The organism is Serratia aquatilis, from assembly GCF_044865145.1.
GTDB lineage: Bacteria > Pseudomonadota > Gammaproteobacteria > Enterobacterales > Enterobacteriaceae > Chania > Chania aquatilis.
In genome coordinates this window covers 5,297,804-5,319,086 of sequence record NZ_CP173186.1, presented here as the reverse complement: position 1 = coordinate 5,319,086, position 21,283 = coordinate 5,297,804, and the positions used below count along the sequence as shown (strand labels likewise).

Sequence of the window (21,283 nt, the reverse complement as noted above, 5' to 3'; positions counted from 1 at the left end):
CATAATCATCAATGCTTTTAGATATAGACTGATTCAGGATGAATGAAGGGGCAGGGCAAGATCACGAACGTTTTATGAGCAAGGCTATCCTGTTTGACTGAGTGTACAAGCTGTGATCTTATACTCCCTTTTACGGGAGCATCACCATGTCTATCAACGCCTTTTCAGAACACTTCGCTGACCTGCAAGATCCCCGGCAGACGGCCAAGGTCGCCTATTCCCTGTTCGATATTCTGTTTCTGACAGTCTGTGCGGTGGTCGGCGGAGCCGAAGGTTGGCAAGATATTGAGGATTTTGGCGAAGCTCATCTCCCATGGTTTCAGAAGCGAGGGCTTTTCCCCGCAGGATTGCCCGTTGACGATACGATTGCCAGAGTGATTTCACGCCTCAACCCGGAGCAATTTCAATGCAGCTTTATCAACTGGATGCGTGCGGTAAGCTCCCTCAGTAACGGGGCTGTCATCGCTATTGATGGCAAGGTGTTGCGGAGGTCTTACAACCCTGAAGACCGTGCCTCAACCCTCCATATGGTCAGTGCCTTTGCCAGTGCCAATGGCGTGGTCTTGGGCCAGGTAAAAACAGATGCCAAGTCTAACGAAATTACCGCTATCCCCGCCTTATTGGCGTTATTGGATATTCGTGGTTGCCTGATTTCCATTGACGCCATGGGGTGTCAAACCGCTATCGCTGCCCACATTGTCGAAAAAGGCGGCGATTACCTGCTGGCCGTTAAAGGTAATCAGGAGCGTTTGTCCAAGGCGGTGCGCAAGGCGTTGAGTAGTGTAGTGCCCGGCATGAGTGATATCGCCTGCGTTGAGCAAAACCGAGGCCGTGCAGAAATGCGGGAATACCACGTTATCCCTGCCACTGAGGTCGCTCGTGAGTTCCCCATCTGGAAAGGGCTAACGACGCTGGGTGTAGCGATAGGCTACCGATACGACCCACAGGGCAAAGAGTCGCTGGAATACCGTTATTACATCAGTTCAGCGGAGCTAAACAAGGCTCAATTTGCCAATGCGGTGCGAAGCCATTGGTGCATTGAAAATCAACTGCATTGGGTGTTGGATGTCACGATGAAGGAGGATAACTGTTCGATTTATCGGGACAACGGGGCGGTAAATTTGGCGACAGTACGCCATATGGCACTTAACATGCTGCGTTTAGAGAGCGGTAAAAAGGCCAGCATCAGACGTAAACAGAAGATGGCTGCTATGAACAGCGATTATCTTGAACAAGTGATACTGGCAGGTATTAATGGGGTGGATAAAAAGTAAGCATACATGCGTTTGCCCTGGGAGATGCTGAGAGTTAGCCCTTGCTTTTTATTAATACTAAAGCTTCTCACTATTGACAATAAAATAAATTAAGTATAATAAATAAAATAAAAAAGGAGTTAGCATGTTAAGAAAAATTAAATGTTCTTTTAATACAGAATTGAAAAATAAATTACTTATCGTTTTTTTGTGGCTCGTAGCATTAGGATATTCCATATATTTTATCTATCTAATTATTTATTTATAACCCCTAACCTAAACTTTATTAGGGGTTATAATGTAGTTTAGCATTATAGTTTATAACAAATGTATAATAAAGAGAGCAGTAAAACAATAAATATAGTTGTAACAATCTGTCTTAGTGCTTTTAAATGTTCTTTGTTTGTTTGAATAAAAAATTTGTCGGAAAACCATACTTTTAAGAAGAAATAAGAAAATATTAAAAAAGGGAAAAGAACAAACCAATAATCGGTATATAAAACTTGGAATACTGCAAAGATGTTTTTGATTATTTCCATGTTATTCATTCTCTACGTTAATTAAAGATGTTTTCCGCAATGTAAAATAAGGCAATACTTTTTATGCCCAGAAGGCATTAAACCAAAATAAATCCTGGAGTAATAATCCTTTTTATCCTTCGCGTTGCTGCCACTAATTTTAACATGAAATTCGCAGTTTATTTTTTGCTTTTCAGTATCACTGATATCTACGGTTTTAAATAAATGACCTTTTTTTGCACCTTGAGGCGTACATTCGAAACCACATTTTTCTTGTATGGAGTGCATGACACTTTGTATATTTCTAATACTAGGATCTAAATTGTTTAATGTATTAATTGCATGAGTAATGGGGATAGAAAAATTTTTTATTCCCTGGCCATCACCAAGAGTAGATAAAGTATCAGGTAAATCATCAAGGAACATTACCTTATCAAATACTAACCTACATCTTTTAGCATAATCTTCATTTGATTCTGGGCATAATGCTAAATTTTCAATATGTAGACGTTTATAGTCAGATTGTTCTTTTATGATACAACACTCATTCAGCTCCTGAATGACATCTAGTTTGGATAGAACTGCGTAATAGTAAAGATCATCATTTTTATGTATTGCCAGATGTTTTGCATTTACATTATTTATATCATCGCTGATATATATTCCAAACAGTTGATTCAGTTTGCTCAATATTGCAACGATTCTTTGTCTGTCAACAATATGTTCCGCTAAAAACTCAAAAATAGTTTTTTCATCAGTTAGGAAATACCAATCATCTGTAGCTATAATTTCAGTTATATCCTGAAGGACATTATCATTGATTAGTTTTTCCATATCTTTGATATTATCTAGATCACAGATGTCTAATTGACTATTAATGAAATTTAATGATATCAAAACACGGCTTTTCATATAGTCATCCTTTAATGATCTTTTCCATATCGATGATTGTCTGATCAAAGAAACCTTCAGGCCAAATATCTAAGTTAGCTCTTTTATCAGATTTTATTTGTTTTATTATTGGAGATATTGTATTTATCGGTTTTTCAAAGTAATAAATGAATATTTTATCATGCGGAAGTTTACTTTGACGAACAGCTATACGTGCCCCATTAATAACATGTTCACTATGTGTTTCAACTAAAAGTTGTATTCCGGCACTTGCTGCATGTGCTATCAGTTGACCTAACTTACTTTGACCTCTGGGATGAATATGAGCTTCAGGGTTTTCTATTAGAAGAATATCCCCTTTTTTTGCACCTACAATCGCTGCAATTATACTAAGTGAATAACTAATACCAAACCCTATATTCCCTGCACGATATTTATTGGAATCACCACCGTAGCTAAATAAGCCCCAACCTATATTAGCCTCACGGTAAACGTCTATATCAAATGATACACCAGGAGATATTTCTCCTAACCATGCTTCAATTGATGACAATATAGTTGTGCTTGTAGCATCACTATGTATTCTTGGATCGTTTTCATGTAGCGTTGATAAACTCTTCATTGACGTTTCATTTGCTAATGAGTACAGATAATCAATTAAGTGCTCACCATTTTTTCCTAGCCAACCGGGACGATGGCTACGAACTACTGGGACGTTATCTCGTGGTCCCCATCTTTCTGCTGAGATATATTGAAAACCTAATTTAGCCTCTTTCAACCATGAGTTATCACCGGATAAGAAAGGCAGGTTTACTTCTTGGCGATTATCGCTTATATAACCTTGCTCAAAACCCCAAGTGCAGGATTTATTGTCAACCTCGACGGTGATTCTGATACTATCATCACTCGCTTCGATATTTAATATATCATTATACTCACCTAAGTTAATGAGCGGACCATTTAATTCAATATCACTCTCATGCTGTGATTGCATTGGCATTAAAAATGATTGAATAACACTGCTTTTCCCAACACTGTTGATTCCCACCAAAAAAGTTAACTGATTTATTTCAATTTTTGAATCAGTGAAACATTTAAAATTTTCTAAACGAATACGGTTAATTAGCATCTTTTGTAATCCCTTCAATGATGATATCTTGACCAGTAAATTTTTTAATTAGTTCAACAAAGTTGCTAAATCTGTATAAGATCGTTGCTTTTTTACCAGTTGATTGACTAATTGAATATTCAAAATCTTTATCTTTCTGATCGTTATAACTTTCTGAAATCCAAGGAACGAATGCTGGAGTTTCTCCACTGACTAATTTTTCAAATTCATTAATGAATTCTTCTTTTTCTAAAATGATTCTATCTGATACTTCACTCGGTAGTAATGCAAATACTGAAACAAGCATTATTACTAATTGTTTATTCAGAGATTCCGAATTTTTCTTTTTGAATCGTAGAGAATCAAAAATTTCCGCTGAAACGTATAGTCCATTCTTGAATTTTTCAAATAAAATATAAAATAAATGATCACATTCTGAAGAGTTCCATTTTGGAAGTACTTTAGGCTTCTCGTCAGAAAACTTTCCATTCAGCTTGAAGTTGTATTTGTTTAGATATTGCATTGTATTTACGAGGAATTCATCTTCTCGGTTGAAATTATAATTTTTATATCCGAAAAGAATGTGAGAGATGATCCCAAGGACATATTCCATGTCTTTCATTCGCTTATCATTAACCTTACCAAAAGTGGCATTTATAAATTCAGGTGTTTCTGCTAGATAGCGAATGAATGGTATTGAGCTTCCTGGATTCAATGCACATCTAATTTCTTGAGGACTTAATACTCGACCATATGTGTTGATTCTTTGGAATAGTTCGCGAACCATCTCAAAATCATTTTTCTCTACGGAAATTAAATGTCCATTGATCTGATATTCTCTAATTTTACGCTGATATTGACGAGGTAGATCTTGGAACGACTTTCTATATACGGAATCTTCAGGATCTTTAAAATATTTTAGATCTGTTAAGACAAATTCACCACGCATATAATCAAAGATGGTGGTTGTTCTTTGAAGTCCGTCAACTATCAGCCATGTACCATCTTCCCTTTCCGCAAAGTAAAACATAGGAATAGGTAAACCTAACAAAATAGATTCAATTAATAGACTTTTTTCTTTTGGACTCCATACTCTCTCTTTACGCTGAAAATCGGGTTGCAGCTCTATTTCCTTATATTGAATTCGGTCATAGATTAAGCTAAAACTCATTACTATCTGCCTGATCTTCAGATTTTTACGATCAAAATTAACTGACTCATTTTCAAAAACATCTTCTGATTCATTATCTGAGTCATCCTCATCTTTTAACGAGAATGTATCTGACTCTTTATTATCATAAATCGATGGGAGGTATTCTGATTTCTCATCCTTCAGAATATTATGAGATTTGAAAAATATTTGTGAGAACTCATACTCCAATGAGTTCAGTACATTTATACATTGAGAAATACCCTCTTGCTTTAATTCACCTGGATATTTTGTGCGAATTTCCTGAAGAGAATTATTAATGAGTCCGTTAACGAATTTTAAATTCTCATGTATCTCATAAAAGCTCAACTTTTCACGAGCAGCTAAGGCAGCCCTCGCTTTTTTAAGATCGTTCCCTGATGCCTCTTTTAAAGTCCCTAATTCATGGGAAGGCTTATCAACTAAAAGAATATGCTTTTTATTTTTATATTTAAAAAACTCAATATAAGGAAGATTAGATATGATCGTTTCTGGATGTTGTCGACTACTACCGCTTCCACCTAACGACGATTCAACGTTGGCATAACCGAATTCTAAAAGGTCTTTAAGAACATGTTCAAATTCATAGATATTTCGAGATACCTTTTTACCTGTCGCTGGTTTAACATAGTATTTTCCAGTATTTTGATCCAATTCAATCAAAGACAATTTATCAGAATTGGCATTCACAGGTTGTAAAATTAGCCCTGTTAATTTTGAAATATCGTTAAGTAATTCTTTCAAATTCATTTTAAATCCTTACTCAATGAAATTTGAGATACTCTGAGCTATCTCTTTTGCCAAAACAACCGGAACACCATTACTTATAGTTTTGAATTTGCTTGAAAGTGTCATGCTATTAGGCAGCTCGAATTTATCAGGAACTGATTGTATTCTCATAACCTCTCTGACAGAAAGGCGTCTAGGTTTATAAGGATGCAAATGGACTTCATTGTTACCATAAGCCGCTGTAGGACTAAAGCGCCATCTATGTAATCGCTTAAAGCTTTTGCCTGAAATATCACCTTCATCAATTATATTGAACTTATCGCTATAAGCTTTAAATACATCGTTCTGATTTGCAAGATCGTCAATAGATGGAGTGAATACGCTACTTTGAACAAGCAAATTAGACGGTATAGAGTTTGGCTTGGTCGGATTCTGACCATAAGGCGTTCTTTGGGGCCAGTTAAATCTTTCCCTTGCATTTGCGTAAAGTGGGTTAACTGGCCAATCATACCAGTTAAAACTATCTAAATTTGTGATTTTGATTTTTTTTAATTCAATAATCAGTTGCAAATTTACTTTTTCAATATCAATTAAACTTGCATACCCAAGCTTATCAAAAATAAAACTTTTTTTGAAACCAATTACAAATAACCGCTCACGGTCTTGTGGGATTCCGTAGTCCAGGGCATTTAATACTCGGATATCAAAGCAATAATCTTTTGATAGTTTGTATAATAAGTCAGCTAAATACTTGCGATGAGTACTTTTCTGAATTAAACCCTTGACGTTCTCTAAGGTAAAAAATTTCGGCTTAAAATCACTAATGATATCTACAAAGATTCCCGTTAGTTTCCCATTTTCACCATCTTTGCCTAAATTTTTACCGGCGTTAGAAAAATCAGGGCATGGCGGACCACCAATGATCCCAAAATCACTGTTATCAATTAAACCTGATGAAATACTATCTCTAACAAGAGATTTATTTATAGTTTCAATGGAACCTTCAAACAAATTGATCTCATTAGGGTTAACACCGTATAGTTTACTCTGCCCGTGTTTAAAACCGGTAATGAAATCAGTATTAATTTCATTATGCCAGACGATATCAAAATCGGCTGATCGGAAGCCCATATCAAGCAACCCGACACCAGTAAAAAAAGAGAGAACCGATTTAGTCAATTTCTTCGCCTTTAAATAAATTATATAACTTATCCTTATTATACCATAGTTAAATGGTATTTTCCATAGATTGTTGAATTGCAAGATAATTTGTTTAACATGGCATTTTAAAATATGTAGATTGGCTCTACTTTTTTAGTTCATATAGTTTATAGATCTGATTATTAATGGTATTTGTATTCAGCCAGAATTTAGCCACATCCAAATTTCAATTTTGATGGTATCAATGATGGGATCATGCCTGATGTGGTAAGTTTTAATCCCTTAAGATCATAAGGATAGTAGCGATGTTCGAGTCCGGCCTTCGCCCTCAGTGTCAGGATAGGGGAAAATTTTAATGTCTTCCCCTATGAGATTACCAAGATCTATAGGGTATTTTAGTAGCCATAATATTTATAGATGAGAAGTCTGATTCTTTAGAGATTAGATATTTATTAGTATAAAATTGATTGTAAATAAAGCTATCGGTTGAGTTTAATGCAAGTTCAAGGTGAGGTGTATGGCCAACGATTACCTGTTTTATTATATTCCAGAAGTCATCTCTGAATTTTATTTTATGATACGGTATGAGCATAGATGTTCCTGGTCTATAACTCAACTTCTCAAGGGATATTCCTGATGAGGAAATAAGCCTCCATTCTTGCTCCTCACTAAAGGTTTTACTTTTTATTAAGGGTGCGGAAGATATTATTCTCTCTTTGAAGTATTCAGATGATTTAGAAGAATATTCTGGGTATTGTGGATTTGGTTCTTCATAGGATATGAATATATTGAGGGTTTCGTCTATGATTTTCTTTATTAAAGAAATCTGCTCATTTTCATCATATATGCATTTTTCGAGACGATAATTGTTTTTTTTGGCCATGATTTTTAGTTCTTCAACATCAAAGCCAATTGAGTATCCCCCCTGTTTATTTGAGTATCCTCTCCACTGGCTTAGCAGATCACCAATTTCAGATAAGGAACAAACACAAATATTTATATGTGTAATATTTGAAAGGTTAGCCATAAGCCTTTTAATTCTAGCCTTACAATTGTCATTGTCTGCTAAAGGCAGTTTATCTTGAAGTATTTTTTTTGCGAATTCAAATGCTAAGTAAAACTCTTTGCTATCATTTAAATATTGTATCTTAGTTGCCCAGAGTTGTTTGTTTTCAATTATCCCAATGAATCCATTCTGATCTGTGTAATGATAAAGAAGCATTATTTATTACCCTGTATGATGTTTATTTTGAGAGCAGCTACTGACCCCGTACAGGTTCTGCCATAAGAAGCTGCTTCCACATGATCCATCCACCATTCCATCATATCCCTACGCTGTTCCTTATACCGTGTTCTGTTGTAGATTATCCTGACTTCGTTCGTGTCAATGTGAGCTAATGCGGTTTTAACCACTTCTGGTGTAAATCCTTTCCTATGTTTACTGACAATTGCCCTTTTTCTAAAAATAGTTATAACCCAATGTTTTTTTTAAGGTATCAGCTAACTTGTTAAGAGCCTCTTTTCTTTCATCAAAGTAATCATACCTGTCATAAATAGCTTCCATACCCTTCAGCTTGTGGTTCAGACATCTTTCTGCGACATGTGGGGGAACAGACAGTGATGCAAGTAAACTTCTGCAAGTCCTTCGCAAGTCATGGACAGTGAAATATTCAATATTTCCCATTACATTAGATGGTTGCTTCTTCTTACCCGGTTCGACCCCGAATAGTTTAGCTATCGCCCAGTTGAGGGTATCTTTTCCCATATGCTTCGACTTACTCACCCTGCGGTTAGGGAAGACATAATCAGAACCAAAAGCTCTGACCTTTAGCTCTTTTAACATTTCAATTGCCAGAGGTGGTAGCGGAATCACAATGCCCACTCCTGACTTACTCCTTTCTTTTGGTAAAGACCACTTTTTCTCATCAAGGTCAAATTCTGACCAAGGCGCTTCCGTAAGTTCACTTTTTCGAACTGCCAGCAGTAGTAGCAGGGCACAGGCAAGGTAGTTATCACGAGAGAAGCTGTCAGAGTGTTCCCTGAACACTTTAAAAACATGAGTAATCTCATCCAGACTCAATGCTCTTTCTCTGCTTTTTTCAACTCCTCCGGCATCATTCACTTTGAAAGCAGTCGCTGGGTTGCTTTGAACCAGACCAAGTTTAATGCCGTGATCAAAAAGTTGTTTCATGTAAAGCAGAGCATCATTTGAGATGGTTGGCCTTCCGCTATCTGTAATTTTTTGCAGAATTGACCGGACATCAATGGGGGTTATCTTCGTCAAAGAAAGTTGACCAATAGTAGGAGCAATATCCTTCTTGTATACCCTTTCTGGGATTTGTGGATGCTTCAACCGTTTAACCAGGTCTTTGTGCCAGTCTTCAAACAGTCCATCTACTGTGGTCAGTTGCTTAGGGCGATTGAGTTTTCTCTCAGCAATAGGATCATCCCCGGTGGCAACTTTTCTTCGAGTATCCTCAGCGAGGCTACGTACCTCAGACAGAGTTAGATGGGATACCTTGCCAAGTGTGAGTTCTCGTCTCTTAGAGCCGATTGTGTATCGAAGCATCCAGTATGATTCACCTTTCAACGGAATCTTAAGATACAAACCACGACCATCACCATACTTTCCTGGCTGTCTTGCTTTGATGAGAGCCTGAACCGTCCTGACCGTGAGTGAGGTCATATACCTATCCTGATGAAAATCGTTGTGGGGGGTATATGGTTATAAACTGCCAGAAGAGACTAGTAAAGCAAAAACACTCCCCCATTTACTCCCCATCTGGTGGTGGTTTTTAATGGATTTTAGTGGTCTTTAATAGACTATCTTTTAAATAAAAAAGCCCATTTAACATGGGCTTATGGATGTGAATAGACTTTGAAAGAATTTACTCGATATTTTGGATCTGCTCGCGCATTTGCTCAATCAGCACCTTCAACTCTATGGCTGAGGTGGTCACATCGGCATTGATTGATTTCGAAGCCAGCGTGTTCGACTCACGGTTGAATTCCTGCATCATAAAGTCGAGGCGACGGCCTACGGCTTCTTTCTTCTTCAGGATATTATGCGTTTCTTTCACGTGTGCTTCCAGGCGGTCCAGCTCTTCTGCAACGTCGATACGCTGTGCCATCAGCACCAATTCTTGCTCCAGGCGGGTGTTTTCCAACTGCACCTGTGCTTCTTCCAACTTGCTTACCAGGCGTTCGCGCTGCCATTGCAGAATATTTGGCATTTGGGCACGCACTTTTGCCACTTCTGTATTTACGCCTTCGAGACGTTGTTCAATCATGGCTTTCAGCGCGGTACCTTCGCTTTCGCGCGCAGCAATGAAGTCGTCCAGTGTACCTTCCAGTGCTTGCATCAGCTCCGCGCTGATGGCATCCAGATCCTGTTCCTCGGCGGACATAACGCCAGGCCAGCGCAATACGTCGATCGGGTTGATTTCCCCTTCGTCGCTTTGCATTTTGATCCAGTTCGCTGCTTCCACTAGCTGTTTGGCCAGTTTCTCGTTGAGGATTAATGAGCTTTGAGCACTTGGGTCGAGTTCGAAACGCAGATTGCATTCCACTTTGCCGCGCGTCAGGCGGCCACGGATACGTTCGCGGATCACCGGCTCAAGGCTGCGGAACTGCTCTGGCAGGCGGATGTAGGTTTCTAAGTAGCGCTGGTTAACGGAACGCAGCTCCCAAGCTGCGCTGCCCCATTCACCCTTGATTTCACGCCGGGCGTAGGCGGTCATGCTGCGGATCATTGATGCGTACCCGTAATAGGAAAAGATGAACCGATTATAGCGTTGCACCTGCGGGCAGGATAGGCATAACGTCACTAAGCCCGTATAATACGAAGCCAAATGTAGATTATCAGCCGGAGAGAGCCCATGCGTCCTGCAGGCAGAGCACCACAACAAGTTCGCCCCCTGACATTGACCCGTCACTATACGAAACACGCTGAAGGTTCAGTGCTGGTTGAGTTTGGCGATACCAAGGTTTTGTGCACCGCCACGGTAGAAGAGGGCGTTCCGCGCTTCCTGAAAGGCCAAGGGCAGGGGTGGATCACCGCTGAATATGGCATGTTGCCGCGCTCCACCCACAGCCGTAATGCGCGTGAAGCGGCTAAAGGCAAGCAGGGGGGACGTACTTTGGAAATCCAGCGGTTGATCGCCCGTTCATTGCGTGCCGCAGTGGATCTGAAAAAACTTGGCGAGTTCACCATTACCCTGGATTGCGACGTGCTGCAGGCGGATGGCGGCACGCGTACCGCTTCGATCACTGGTGCCTGTGTGGCTCTGGCCGACGCGCTTAACGCTTTGGTCACTGCAGGAAAATTGAAAGCCAACCCGATGAAAGGGCTGGTTGCTGCGGTTTCTGTTGGGATCGTCAATGGTGAAGCGCTGTGCGATCTGGAATACGTCGAGGATTCTGCGGCGGAAACCGATATGAATGTGGTGATGATGGAAGATGGCCGCATGATCGAGGTACAGGGAACCGCTGAGGGTGAGCCGTTCAGCCACGATGAGTTATTGGCGCTATTAGCGCTGGCCCGAGGGGGCATCGAAACCATTTTCCAGGCGCAGAAGCGGGCACTGGAAGATTAATTATTCAAGGCAACAGGCGACTGAGAAGTCGCCTTTTTTACGCCCGGCGATCGGGCGCTAGTTTTAGAGCAGATGAGGAGATGCAGTTAATGAAAGCCTATCAGCGCCAGTTTATTGAGTTCGCGCTAAACAAACAGGTATTGAAATTCGGTGAGTTCACACTCAAATCCGGCCGGACCAGCCCCTATTTCTTCAATGCTGGCCTGTTTAATACCGGGCGTGACCTTGCGTTGTTAGGGCGTTTCTATGCTGAGGCGTTGGTAGATTCAGGTATTGATTTTGACCTGTTGTTCGGCCCAGCCTACAAGGGGATCCCGATTGCCACCACGACGGCGGTTGCATTGGCTGAGCATCATGAACGCGATGTGCCTTATTGCTTTAACCGTAAGGAAGCCAAGGATCATGGTGAGGGGGGAACGTTGGTCGGTAGTCCGCTTCAGGGCCGAGTGATGCTGGTGGATGATGTCATCACCGCAGGTACGGCAATCCGTGAATCAATGGAAATCATCAGCGCTAATAATGCAAGCCTGGCTGGCGTGCTAATTTCTCTCGACCGGCAGGAGCGTGGCCGTACCGATATCTCTGCGATCCAGGAAGTGGAGCGAGATTATCACTGCAAAGTGATCTCCATTATTACACTCAAAGAATTGATTGCGTATCTGGAAGAAAAACCGGAAATGGCCGCTCATCTGGCTGCGGTGCGGGCGTATCGCGAGCAGTACGGCGTTTGAAATCATTGCGCCGGGTCCATTCGGCGCAATTTTGTACCTTTCATCATCGCTCTTTATTGCAGTTGTGCCGCCAGCAGTGGCCAGCGCGCATCGAAGTCCTGTGTTGGGCGGTAGCGGAACTCGGAGCGAACATAGCGTGAAAGCATCCCCTCGCAGAAGGCCAACAGTTGGCTGGCGAGTAAGGTTTCATCTATGATGAAACCTTTACCTTCGCGCAGTTTCCGCTCCTTCAACACCTGACGCAACTGTGCTTCTATACGCTCAAACAGCTGGTTGATTCTGCCCTGCAGGCGTTCCTGTTCAAACATCAATGCGTGCCCGGTCATGATCCTTGTCAAACCTGGGTTGCGCTCTGCAAATCCAAGCACCAGCAACATAATCAGACGCAGACGATTAAACGTCTCTTTTTCATCCTGAAGGATCAGGTTGATGCGTGTAATCAGGCTATCTTCAATAAACTCGATCAGGCTGTCAAACATCCGTGTCTTGCTGGGAAAGTGCCGGTAAAGGGCAGCCTCAGAGACACCAACGTTAGCGGCAAGCTTTGCAGTGGTGATACGCTGGCTGCCGTCGCTGGATTCCAGCATCTGGGCTAGTGCCTGCAAAATCTCCTCACGCCGGTTCCTTTTCGTATTTTCTTTCTCTGCCATGTTTGATTAGACCCTTGCTAATACGGCTTATACCTTTGCTTTGACACACTCGGGTATAGATTTTTGAGAACCCGTGCACCGGCCGTTGCAGAGCAGACTCTGTACGGCTTATATGATCGGTTTTGTACGGTGTTTGGGCCAATGGCTTGTCAGGCCATTATTCTCCGTGTTACCTGGTGTAATTACCGAGTAAGCCTCACCAGATACCCTTCGTTTTCTTTGCTGCCAAATCCGTTGCGACAGATTTTCACTCATCCTGACGACTTACCTGAGTAAGGCCAAAAGGTGAGCGGTTGCAACGTGAAATCCATAGGGTATCAAGACTTCCTTCCCCTCCGATTTGGAGTGGTAAGACTTTGGAAGACATTCCCTGTTGGCTACCCTTATACGGGGTAAAACCTAGTGGCGACCAGAGTGACCGAAACCACCGTCACCGCGTTCGCTGCTGTCGAACTCAGTCACTAGATTGAATTCCGCTTGTACCACTGGCACAAATACCATCTGTGCGATGCGTTCGCCTGGTTCAATAGTGAAAGATTTCTGACCACGGTTCCACACAGATACCATTAACTGGCCCTGATAGTCGGAGTCGATCAGGCCTACCAGGTTACCTAGCACAACGCCATGCTTATGGCCCAGACCGGAACGCGGCAGGATCACCGCAGCCAAACCGGTGTCGGCGATGTGAATTGCCAGCCCGGTAGGTAGCAATATCGTTTCACCCGGTGCCAATTCAACCGAATTGTCCAGGCAGGCACGCAGATCAAGACCTGCAGAGCCTGGAGTTGCATAGGTGGGTAATGGGAAATCCTGACCGATACGTGGGTCAAGGATCTTAACGTCGATTTTTTTCATCATAACGGCTGACTATCTCGTCAATTAAACGTTGGCCAAGGAGTGCCTTATCGCTATGCGGAAGGCGCTTTTCTCCATCCTGCCAAAAAAGATGCAGGGCATTGGTATCACTATTAAAACCGTGCTCTGCAAGCGATACATCGTTAGCGCAGATTAAATCCAGTTTCTTGCGCGCCAGTTTTTGTCGCGCGTATTCTTCCACATTCTGGGTTTCGGCAGCAAACCCGACGACAAAAGGACGATTTTTGTTCATCGCGGCAACGCCAGCGACGATATCCGGGTTTTTTACCATCTTGAGGATGATTTCATCACCCTGTTTTTTGATTTTCTCATCTGCGATCTGTTCTGCCCGATAGTCAGCTACGGCAGCACAGGAAATAAAAATGTTCTGTTGGGCCGCGTACTGTTGCACCACCTGCTTCATTTCCCGTGCGCTGATGACATCTATACGGGTCACCTGAGGCGGGGTGGGTTGAGTGACCGGCCCTGCAACCAGTGTCACTTGCGCCCCACGCGACGCGGCAGCACGGGCGATGGCAAAGCCCATCTTGCCGGAGCTGTGATTGCTGATGAACCGAACCGGGTCCAAAGCCTCACGGGTAGGCCCGGCAGTTATCATAATCTTTAAATGTTTCAAATCCTGTGGCACAGAAAAATGGCTGTTAGCCAATTCAACGATTTCCTGTGGGTCCACCATACGCCCGGGCCCAATATCACCGCAGGCCTGGCTGCCGCTGTCTGGTCCCCATAACAATAAACCGCGTTCCTGTAGGGTGTGCAGATTGGTTTGAGTGGCGGCAGCCCGGTACATTTGTTGGTTCATGGCGGGTGCAGCAGCGATAGGTGCACTGGTAGCCAGGCAGACCGTGGTCAATAAGTCGTTTGCCATACCGGCGGCAACACGTGCCAGCAGATCGGCCGTTGCTGGTGCCAGGATAACCAGATCTGCCCATTTACCCAGCTCGATATGCCCCATGGCGGCTTCTGCCGCAGGATCGAGCAGATCGTCTGAAACCGGATAGCCAGAAACGGCCTGTAACGTCAGTGGGGTAATGAATGCCTTGGCCGCGGTGGTCATGATCACTCTGACCTCAGCGCCTCTGTCGCGCAGGCGGCGTACCAGCTCTGGGCATTTGTAGGCTGCGATACCGCCACTGATGCCAAGCACAATATGTTTGCCGGAAAGTCCCGTCATCATGATTGTCCGATTGAAAACCGAAAGAAGAAACATTTTAGCATAATCGCTGACGTGGGAGTGATTATGCTGGGTATGCAGCCAGTTACATTGTATTTTTCGTAATACTTCGCAATGTTATCAATAACCTGTCGAGATACTCGATCCCTATTGGCATACTCTGTTGCAGTCAGGGAGGTGTCAATGAGCAATCAGGATATGTCGCTATGGTCTGGAGCCTTGGCTCCAAGGGAGAAATTGATGCGTGATGGTGCAGCGGCGCTATCAGATATGGAGCTGCTGGCGATTTTTTTGCGAACCGGTTTGCCTGGTGTTCACGTTTCGCAACGTGCGGAGCAATTGTTGGCGCACTTTGGTTCGCTCTATCACCTGATTTCGGCTGATTATTCACAATTCTGTAGTCAGAAAGGGCTGGGGATAGCCACTTATGCCCAATTGCAGGCGATTTCTGAGATGGCATTCCGGCTGTTTTCCGGCCCACATCTGCTGGAAAACGCACTACTGAATCCGAAAGTAACCCAGCATTATATTCACAGCCTGCTGGCTCACCATGAGCGTGAGGTTTTTCTGGTGCTGTTTTTGGACAATCAACACCGGGTTATTCGCCATCAGGAGATGTTTGCTGGTACCATCAGCAGTGTCGTAGTACATCCGAGAGAAATTGTGCGGGAAGCGTTGAAGGCTAATGCAGCCGCCCTCATTCTGGCGCATAATCACCCTTCGGGTAAGGCTGAACCCAGCCACGCCGACCGTCAGATAACCGAGCAAGTAGTTAATGCCTGCCGTTTATTGGAGATCCGAGTGCTCGATCATTTGGTTATAGGCCGGGGTGAATATGTCTCTTTTGCTGAGCGCGGATGGCTTTAATTGATTTTTTCGCGATCCTTGCGGGATCTTTAGCTGTTCGGGACTTGAGCACTTACGCTTCAGAGCGTATACTACGCCACCTTTGAGAATCTTGGGTTTGGCGTTAAGAGCCTATCTCAGCAGGTTTCTGACCTGGTGTGTAGTTTCTGACCTGATGACGAGAGTCTCCTCAGTATGAAGTTTGCTGAGATGGGCTCTAAAAGCCTGACGAGGCGGCCATACCCCCTTGAGCTCGAGCTGATTTGATTTTTGGAGAATAGACATGTCCCGAGTCTGCCAAGTTACTGGCAAGCGCCCGGTGAGCGGTAACAACCGCTCCCACGCAATGAACGCGACCAAACGCCGTTTTCTGCCTAACCTGCATTCACACCGTTTTTGGGTTGAGGCTGAGAAGCGCTTTGTAACTCTGCGTGTATCTGCTAAAGGTATGCGTGTTATCGATAAGAAGGGTATTGAGACGGTCTTGGCCGATCTGCGTGCCCGTGGTGAGAAGTATTAAGGAACTGAATCATGGCTAAAGGTGTTCGCGAGAAGATCAAGCTGGTTTCTTCTGCTGGTACTGGTCACTTCTATACCACTACGAAGAACAAGCGTACTAAGCCGGAAAAATTGGAACTGAAGAAATTCGATCCAGTTGTCCGTCAACACGTGATCTACAAAGAAGCTAAAATTAAATAATTTTAGTGGATTAATGAAAACCCGGCTTCGGCCGGGTTTTTTCATTATAACGGGTATATACCCAAGTTACTTCAAGTTGCATGTAGGCGGCAACTGAACGAAGCCCCAGGAGCTTACTCAAGTAAGTGACTGGGGTGAGAGAAGGAAGCCAACACCCATGCGGCTTGAAGGGCGACGGGTATAGATAGTTGAGAGGGAGCGTGGCATGCCTGAATTACCCGAAGTCGAAACCAGCCGGCGCGGCATAGAGCCTTATCTTGTCGGCCACAACATTCAGTACGCGCTTGTCCGTAATGCGCGTCTGCGTTGGCCGGTTTCAGAACAGATTTTATCGCTAAGCGATCGCCCGGTACGCAGCGTGCAGCGTCGTGCAAAATATCTGCTGATCGAACTGGACCAAGGCTGGATTATCGTCCATTTGGGGATGTCCGGCAGCTTGCGTATGCTGGCAGAGGAAACGCCAGCGGGTAAGCATGATCATGTCGATCTGGTAATGAGTAATGGCATGATCCTGCGTTATACCGACCCACGCCGCTTTGGCGCCTGGCTGTGGTGTGACGATCTTGCTACCAGCCCGGTATTGGCCCATCTTGGCCCGGAGCCGTTGAGTGAAGCGTTTGATGGCAGTTACCTGTACGAGAAATCCCGCAACAAGCGCACATTGATCAAGCCCTGGCTGATGGATAACAAGCTGGTGGTTGGGGTAGGGAATATCTATGCCAGCGAATCGCTTTTCACTGCCAGGATCTTGCCGGATCGTCAGGCGGGATCGTTGACTAGAACGCAAGCTGAGTTGTTGGCGGAAACCATCAAGGCGGTTCTGCAACGTTCAATTGAACAAGGTGGTACAACATTACGGGATTTTCTGCAGTCAGACGGTAAACCAGGGTATTTCGCGCAGGAACTGCAGGTTTATGGCCGGGCAGGGGAACCCTGTCGCATATGCTGTACGCCTATTGAGAGTGCAAAGCATGGGCAGCGCAGCACGTTCTTTTGCCGCCGCTGCCAATGCTGATTATTGCTCGGCCAGCTTTTCCAGCAACGCCTTGGTAACGACATCTGGCAGGAACGGTGCGATATCGCCGCCATGGCGTGCCACTTCTTTCACCAACGAAGAAGAGATAAACGACCACTCTTCGGAAGGCATCAGAAATACGCTTTCTAGCGTTGGCATCAGATGGCGGTTCATGTTCGCCAACTGCAGCTCATATTCAAAGTCCGATACAGCGCGTAAGCCTCTCACCAGAATATTGGCATTCTGGTGGGCGGCAAAGTGCGCCATCAGTTCGCTGAAACCGAGTACCTCGACGTTATCCAGATGAGAGGTCACCTGTGTAGCCAGGGTGACGCGTTCTTCCAAAGTAAACAGCGGTTTTTTGCTTGAACTGGCGGCAATGGCCAGAATGACATGATCGAACATCTTTGATGCGCGGGTAACTAAATCCAGATGGCCGTTGGTCATGGGATCGAACGTACCTGGGTAAATGGCTTTGCTACTCATGATTCGTTTCTCTTAATATACCCGCGATCCTTTAAGATGCGGTGGTATTGGTTTCCTTTTTCATCCAAGTCACTTTGTGGCCTAAGCATCTTTGGATGAGGAGCCTCAGTGCTGAGACCCACCCTTCGGGCAAGCGTAACTCGAAGACTATTGGGTGGCGTTACGGCCCAATGCCCACAGAGCGGTATATTTATTGAAAGTATATTGCGCGTTGACCATGGCTAACAGCAAGCCCTGTTTACCGTCAAGAAAACCGGCCCGTAACAGCCAGGTTTTGCAGAAAGCGCCCAGCGTGTGGGTGAAGATAGACAGATAACCGCAGCGTTTACCTGCCAGATGGCGCTGGGCTGCCCATTGTTCGGCGTAGTGCAGTTGCTTGCGCTGGAATGCGAAAAAGTCACGGCAGGTCAGGTGCAGGAGATCGCCTTTCAATGCAACGATTTTTGCTCCGTTGGTATTCAGCGATTCATGAACCAGATCGTCGTTGTAGCAATAACGTGCATTGGCATACAGCCGATTGACTCGGTCGGGATACCAGCCGCTGTGGCGCATAAAGCGGCCAAGGAACAGATTACGGCGGCCAAGGCTATAAACGACGTTATCGTCCGCTGTTGCCAGCGTGTGTTGTATTGACAGGCGTAGCTCGGGTGTAACGCGCTCATCAGCATCGATCATCAGAATATAATCCTGCGAGGCGTAGTTTTGAGCCTTCTGCCGCTGCTTGCCGAACCCCTGCCAATCCGTGTGGGTAAATACCTTGGCACCCAGGCTTTCGGCCAAGGCCACGGAACCGTCGGTACTGCCAGAGTCGAGCACAATAATCTCATCCGCCCAGGCTACTGACTGTATACACTCGGCCAGCAATTCGGCTTCGTTTTTGGCAATCATCACTACCGACAGGCTTCTACTGTTACTCATTTAGTGGCTCCGTGGCGGCAGATGTGGCTCTAGCAAGTGCAGCAAGCGTTGAAGCGCACCCTGATTCTGATACAGAACTTCAACCGCATGGCGTCCGTAGTAACGGCGATAGTCTTCATCGGTCAGCAGGGTTTCCACTTCTTTCGCCAGTTGGTCCACATCGGTGACGGTGATAAGCCCGCCAGCCTCGGAGAGTTTGGCGCAGATAGCTTTGAAATTGAAAGTGTGTGGGCCCATCAGCACAGGAATGGCGTGAGCCGCAGCCTCCAGCGGGTTATGCCCACCGCGTTCGACCAGGCTGCCTCCCACGAATGCCAGGTCGGCAATACCGTATAACAGCATCAACTCGCCCATGGTATCGCCAATAACGACCTGCGTGCTGCTCGAAGGGATTTCACCACTGCTGCGTGTGGTATAGCTGAAGCCAGCTTTCTGGGTCATTTCTTTGGCTGTCGGGAAGCGCTCAGGGTGGCGCGGGACCAGAATGAGCAATAAGTCAGGGTGTTTTCCCAGCAGCTTGCGGTGTGCTTCCAGTAGAATGGTTTCTTCACCTTCATGGGTGCTGGTGGCGATCCATACCGGGCGGCGTGGTGCCCATTGGCGACGCAGCGTAATGGCTCGCGCTGCCAGTTCTGGGGTGACAGAAATATCAAATTTCAGGCTGCCGGTGACGGTCAGTTGCGAACGTTTCAGGCCCAATTCGATAAAGCGTTCGCCATCTTCCTGATTCTGGGCGGCGACCAGCGTTATACGGCACAAGATATCGCGGATGAAACCACCGATCTTCTTATAGCCTGCTGCTGAGCGTGCGGAAAGACGGGCATTGGCAATCACCAAAGGAATTTTACGTTGGTGCAGGGCATTAATCAGGTTTGGCCAGAGCTCTGTTTCCATGATGATGACCAGCTTGGGATTTACCTGATCGAGGAAACGGCGCATGGAGCCTGGCAGATCGTAAGGTAGATAGACATGATGCACATCTTTACCGAAAGCAGATTGCACGCGTTCGGAACCCGTTGGCGTCATTGTGGTCACAGTAATCGGCAAATGAGGGTAACGGTGTCGCAGTGCGCGCACCAAGGGTATGGCTGCTAACGTTTCGCCAACAGAAACGGAATGTAGCATAATACCACCCGGTAATACTTTCCCGGCGCAGAAGCCATAGCGTTCTGCCCAGCGTTTACGGTAGGCTGGTGCTTTGCGGCTGCGCAGCAGTAAGCGGAGCCAGATCAGGGGTTGTATAAGGTAGAGTAGTACCTGATATAAACGGAGCAACATTCTATCAATTTCATTTATATGGGTTATTCAGAATAGTACCATAACCGGAAGAGAAAGGCGCTAATTTGGTAACTCGGGGGTAGGTTCGTACAACAGGCGATAGATTTCGCAGATAGGCTTGGAATGAAGAATATTTTAATTATTCGCCGCGACAACATTGGCGATCTCGTTTGTACCACACCACTGATTGAAGGGGTGAAAATTGCCTACCCTGAAGCTAAAGTTTATTTGTTAATCAATAAAGTTAGCCAGGATGTGGTAAAAAACAATCCGTTCCTGGAAAAGGTATTTATTTATAAAAAAGCGAAACATAAAGCCAAGAATGAGACTACCTTGGGGGTCTACTTTGAGCGGTTGATGATATTTCTTCAACTGAGAAAAATAAATTTTGATGCGGTTATCTTGGCTAATCCGGTACCTTGTAAATACAGCCTGCGTCTGGCAAAAATGGCCGGCGCGAAAAATATTATCGGGGCGGATTTAGGTACTGACGAAATTCATCATCCTTTTAGGGCAGCAGATTTTCGTGGCAAGCATCAGGTAGAACATACCTACAGTTATTTGTCGGCGATTAGCGAGAAGTCTATTCCTATTCCCCCAGTTCGTGTGTTCCTTACCCCGCAAGAGCAGCAACAGGCTGCACAACGTTTACATCGCCTGTTACCGCCTGTTGGCCGCGTTTTTGCCATTCATATCAGCACGCGTTGCCCCAAACGGCGCTGGCCAGTTGAGCGTTATGCAGAAATTATCAATCGTTTAGTCACCGAAACTGATGCGGGGGTGTTGATCTTCTGGTCACCACAGGGAACGCTGGCGCCTGATGATATTGGCGATCAAAAACGTGCCGAGCAACTGCTGGCGTCATGTCAGAACGCGCGAGTTGCGTTGTATCCAACGGCATCGGTGCGGGAACTGTTGGCCGGTTTTGATTTATGCCATGGTGTGCTGTGTAGCGACGGTGGGCAGATGCATCTTGCTGCGGCGCTGAATAAAGACATGGTGGTATTTCTTGGTGATACCGATGCAGAATTATGGCACCCCTGGTCTGGGAAATATCAGATATTGCAGACCACAAGTGGTGACTGTATTGATGTTTCTGTTGATGAGGTGTGGGAGAGAATAAAAAAAATCGGTGTATGATTTTATTTATCTGCCGGCAGCTATTG

Annotated in this window: 21 protein-coding genes; 8 read left to right on the top strand and 13 right to left on the bottom strand. The window is 44.7% G+C overall.

Going from position 1 to position 21,283, the window contains the following annotated elements; all coding sequences use genetic code 11:
• Positions 1-146: 146 nt before the first annotated feature.
• On the top strand, positions 147-1,274 hold the full coding sequence (locus tag SAQUA_RS24175; RefSeq protein WP_404413090.1) for an ISAs1 family transposase: 1,128 nt from the start codon (positions 147-149) through the stop codon (positions 1,272-1,274).
• Between the two features lie 539 nt (positions 1,275-1,813).
• Here SAQUA_RS24175 and SAQUA_RS24170 read toward each other — a convergent pair.
• The 7 genes from SAQUA_RS24170 to SAQUA_RS24140 all read right to left on the bottom strand — a co-directional run bounded on the left by SAQUA_RS24170 (position 1,814) and on the right by SAQUA_RS24140 (position 10,601).
• Positions 1,814-2,683: a hypothetical protein gene (locus SAQUA_RS24170; protein ID WP_380674205.1), complete on the bottom strand. Its 870-nt coding sequence runs from the start codon at positions 2,681-2,683 to the stop codon at positions 1,814-1,816.
• A gap of 4 nt (positions 2,684-2,687) precedes the next feature.
• Positions 2,688-3,791, bottom strand: a complete 1,104-nt coding sequence (locus SAQUA_RS24165) for a DUF3696 domain-containing protein (RefSeq protein WP_199971757.1) — start codon at positions 3,789-3,791, stop codon at positions 2,688-2,690.
• A complete protein-coding gene (locus SAQUA_RS24160) occupies positions 3,781-5,709 on the bottom strand; it encodes a DUF262 domain-containing protein (protein WP_380674206.1) in 1,929 nt (642 codons plus the stop codon). The genes SAQUA_RS24165 and SAQUA_RS24160 overlap by 11 nt, the downstream gene beginning before the upstream one ends.
• A 9-nt stretch (positions 5,710-5,718) precedes the next feature.
• Positions 5,719-6,867, bottom strand: a complete 1,149-nt coding sequence (locus tag SAQUA_RS24155; protein ID WP_380674207.1) for a DNA cytosine methyltransferase — start codon at positions 6,865-6,867, stop codon at positions 5,719-5,721.
• A gap of 355 nt (positions 6,868-7,222) precedes the next feature.
• Entirely contained in the window at positions 7,223-8,071 is an 849-nt protein-coding gene (locus SAQUA_RS24150; RefSeq protein WP_380674208.1) for a DUF2971 domain-containing protein, read from the bottom strand.
• Between the two features lie 237 nt (positions 8,072-8,308).
• A complete protein-coding gene (locus SAQUA_RS24145; RefSeq protein WP_380674209.1) occupies positions 8,309-9,535 on the bottom strand; it encodes a tyrosine-type recombinase/integrase in 1,227 nt (408 codons plus the stop codon).
• A 202-nt stretch (positions 9,536-9,737) separates the two neighbouring features.
• Positions 9,738-10,601, bottom strand: a complete 864-nt coding sequence (locus SAQUA_RS24140; RefSeq protein WP_380674210.1) for a YicC/YloC family endoribonuclease — start codon at positions 10,599-10,601, stop codon at positions 9,738-9,740.
• 126 nt (positions 10,602-10,727) lie between these two features.
• Between SAQUA_RS24140 and rph the strand changes: the two genes are divergently transcribed.
• Positions 10,728-11,444 carry a ribonuclease PH gene (gene rph / locus SAQUA_RS24135; protein WP_380674211.1) on the top strand — a complete coding sequence of 239 codons (717 nt, stop codon included), beginning with the start codon at positions 10,728-10,730 and terminating at the stop codon, positions 11,442-11,444.
• An 89-nt stretch (positions 11,445-11,533) separates the two neighbouring features.
• Positions 11,534-12,175: an orotate phosphoribosyltransferase gene (gene pyrE / locus SAQUA_RS24130; RefSeq protein ID WP_380674212.1), complete on the top strand. Its 642-nt coding sequence runs from the start codon at positions 11,534-11,536 to the stop codon at positions 12,173-12,175.
• A 53-nt stretch (positions 12,176-12,228) separates the two neighbouring features.
• Here pyrE and slmA read toward each other — a convergent pair whose 3' ends face one another.
• The 3 genes from slmA to coaBC all read right to left on the bottom strand — a co-directional run bounded on the left by slmA (position 12,229) and on the right by coaBC (position 14,878).
• Positions 12,229-12,825 carry a nucleoid occlusion factor SlmA gene (gene slmA, locus SAQUA_RS24125; protein WP_380674213.1) on the bottom strand — a complete coding sequence of 199 codons (597 nt, stop codon included), beginning with the start codon at positions 12,823-12,825 and terminating at the stop codon, positions 12,229-12,231.
• A gap of 399 nt (positions 12,826-13,224) precedes the next feature.
• Entirely contained in the window at positions 13,225-13,683 is a 459-nt protein-coding gene (gene dut / locus SAQUA_RS24120; protein ID WP_380674214.1) for a dUTP diphosphatase, read from the bottom strand.
• On the bottom strand, positions 13,661-14,878 hold the full coding sequence (gene coaBC / locus SAQUA_RS24115) for a bifunctional phosphopantothenoylcysteine decarboxylase/phosphopantothenate--cysteine ligase CoaBC (RefSeq protein ID WP_380674215.1): 1,218 nt from the start codon (positions 14,876-14,878) through the stop codon (positions 13,661-13,663). Before coaBC ends, dut begins: the two co-directional genes overlap by 23 nt.
• Positions 14,879-15,058: 180 nt before the next feature.
• Here coaBC and radC point away from each other — a divergent pair, with 180 nt between their 5' ends.
• From radC to mutM, 4 genes are all read left to right on the top strand, one after another.
• Positions 15,059-15,742: a DNA repair protein RadC gene (gene radC, locus SAQUA_RS24110; RefSeq protein ID WP_380674216.1), complete on the top strand. Its 684-nt coding sequence runs from the start codon at positions 15,059-15,061 to the stop codon at positions 15,740-15,742.
• Between the two features lie 262 nt (positions 15,743-16,004).
• Complete coding sequence (gene rpmB, locus SAQUA_RS24105) at positions 16,005-16,241, top strand: 50S ribosomal protein L28 (protein ID WP_004931195.1); 237 nt, start codon at positions 16,005-16,007, stop codon at positions 16,239-16,241.
• Positions 16,242-16,252: 11 nt separating this feature from the next.
• Complete coding sequence (gene rpmG / locus SAQUA_RS24100) at positions 16,253-16,420, top strand: 50S ribosomal protein L33 (protein WP_004392084.1); 168 nt, start codon at positions 16,253-16,255, stop codon at positions 16,418-16,420.
• Positions 16,421-16,625: 205 nt separating this feature from the next.
• The gene (mutM, locus tag SAQUA_RS24095) at positions 16,626-17,435 is read left to right on the top strand and encodes a bifunctional DNA-formamidopyrimidine glycosylase/DNA-(apurinic or apyrimidinic site) lyase (protein WP_380674217.1); all 810 of its coding nucleotides are present in this window, start codon (positions 16,626-16,628) and stop codon (positions 17,433-17,435) included.
• Here mutM and coaD read toward each other — a convergent pair whose 3' ends face one another.
• The 3 genes from coaD to waaA form a co-directional block, all read right to left on the bottom strand.
• On the bottom strand, positions 17,436-17,921 hold the full coding sequence (gene coaD, locus SAQUA_RS24090; protein WP_380674218.1) for a pantetheine-phosphate adenylyltransferase: 486 nt from the start codon (positions 17,919-17,921) through the stop codon (positions 17,436-17,438).
• Positions 17,922-18,068: 147 nt separating this feature from the next.
• Positions 18,069-18,839, bottom strand: a complete 771-nt coding sequence (locus tag SAQUA_RS24085) for a glycosyltransferase family 2 protein (RefSeq protein WP_380674219.1) — start codon at positions 18,837-18,839, stop codon at positions 18,069-18,071.
• A complete protein-coding gene (gene waaA, locus SAQUA_RS24080; RefSeq protein ID WP_380674220.1) occupies positions 18,840-20,117 on the bottom strand; it encodes a lipid IV(A) 3-deoxy-D-manno-octulosonic acid transferase in 1,278 nt (425 codons plus the stop codon).
• A 123-nt stretch (positions 20,118-20,240) separates the two neighbouring features.
• On the opposite strand from waaA, the gene SAQUA_RS24075 reads away from it, so the two are divergent.
• A complete protein-coding gene (locus SAQUA_RS24075; RefSeq protein ID WP_380674221.1) occupies positions 20,241-21,257 on the top strand; it encodes a glycosyltransferase family 9 protein in 1,017 nt (338 codons plus the stop codon).
• Positions 21,258-21,283 lie beyond the last annotated feature (26 nt).

Bases quoted from the DNA above. Each gene is read 5' to 3' on its own strand.
- coaD (WP_380674218.1), bottom strand. From the start codon at position 17,921: ATGAGTAGCAAAGCCATTTACCCAGGTACGTTCGATCCCATGACCAAC.
- SAQUA_RS24085 (WP_380674219.1), bottom strand. From the start codon at position 18,839: ATGAGTAACAGTAGAAGCCTGTCGGTAGTGATGATTGCCAAAAACGAA.
- radC (WP_380674216.1), top strand. From the start codon at position 15,059: ATGAGCAATCAGGATATGTCGCTATGGTCTGGAGCCTTGGCTCCAAGG.
- SAQUA_RS24150 (WP_380674208.1), bottom strand. From the start codon at position 8,071: ATGCTTCTTTATCATTACACAGATCAGAATGGATTCATTGGGATAATT.
- SAQUA_RS24075 (WP_380674221.1), top strand. From the start codon at position 20,241: ATGAAGAATATTTTAATTATTCGCCGCGACAACATTGGCGATCTCGTT.
- coaBC (WP_380674215.1), bottom strand. From the start codon at position 14,878: ATGATGACGGGACTTTCCGGCAAACATATTGTGCTTGGCATCAGTGGC.
- SAQUA_RS24160 (WP_380674206.1), bottom strand. From the start codon at position 5,709: ATGAATTTGAAAGAATTACTTAACGATATTTCAAAATTAACAGGGCTA.
- pyrE (WP_380674212.1), top strand. From the start codon at position 11,534: ATGAAAGCCTATCAGCGCCAGTTTATTGAGTTCGCGCTAAACAAACAG.
- rpmB (WP_004931195.1), top strand. From the start codon at position 16,005: ATGTCCCGAGTCTGCCAAGTTACTGGCAAGCGCCCGGTGAGCGGTAAC.
- SAQUA_RS24170 (WP_380674205.1), bottom strand. From the start codon at position 2,683: ATGAAAAGCCGTGTTTTGATATCATTAAATTTCATTAATAGTCAATTA.
- rpmG (WP_004392084.1), top strand. From the start codon at position 16,253: ATGGCTAAAGGTGTTCGCGAGAAGATCAAGCTGGTTTCTTCTGCTGGT.
- SAQUA_RS24165 (WP_199971757.1), bottom strand. From the start codon at position 3,791: ATGCTAATTAACCGTATTCGTTTAGAAAATTTTAAATGTTTCACTGAT.
- rph (WP_380674211.1), top strand. From the start codon at position 10,728: ATGCGTCCTGCAGGCAGAGCACCACAACAAGTTCGCCCCCTGACATTG.
- dut (WP_380674214.1), bottom strand. From the start codon at position 13,683: ATGATGAAAAAAATCGACGTTAAGATCCTTGACCCACGTATCGGTCAG.
- SAQUA_RS24175 (WP_404413090.1), top strand. From the start codon at position 147: ATGTCTATCAACGCCTTTTCAGAACACTTCGCTGACCTGCAAGATCCC.
- mutM (WP_380674217.1), top strand. From the start codon at position 16,626: ATGCCTGAATTACCCGAAGTCGAAACCAGCCGGCGCGGCATAGAGCCT.
- slmA (WP_380674213.1), bottom strand. From the start codon at position 12,825: ATGGCAGAGAAAGAAAATACGAAAAGGAACCGGCGTGAGGAGATTTTG.
- SAQUA_RS24145 (WP_380674209.1), bottom strand. From the start codon at position 9,535: ATGACCTCACTCACGGTCAGGACGGTTCAGGCTCTCATCAAAGCAAGA.
- SAQUA_RS24140 (WP_380674210.1), bottom strand. From the start codon at position 10,601: ATGATCCGCAGCATGACCGCCTACGCCCGGCGTGAAATCAAGGGTGAA.
- waaA (WP_380674220.1), bottom strand. From the start codon at position 20,117: ATGTTGCTCCGTTTATATCAGGTACTACTCTACCTTATACAACCCCTG.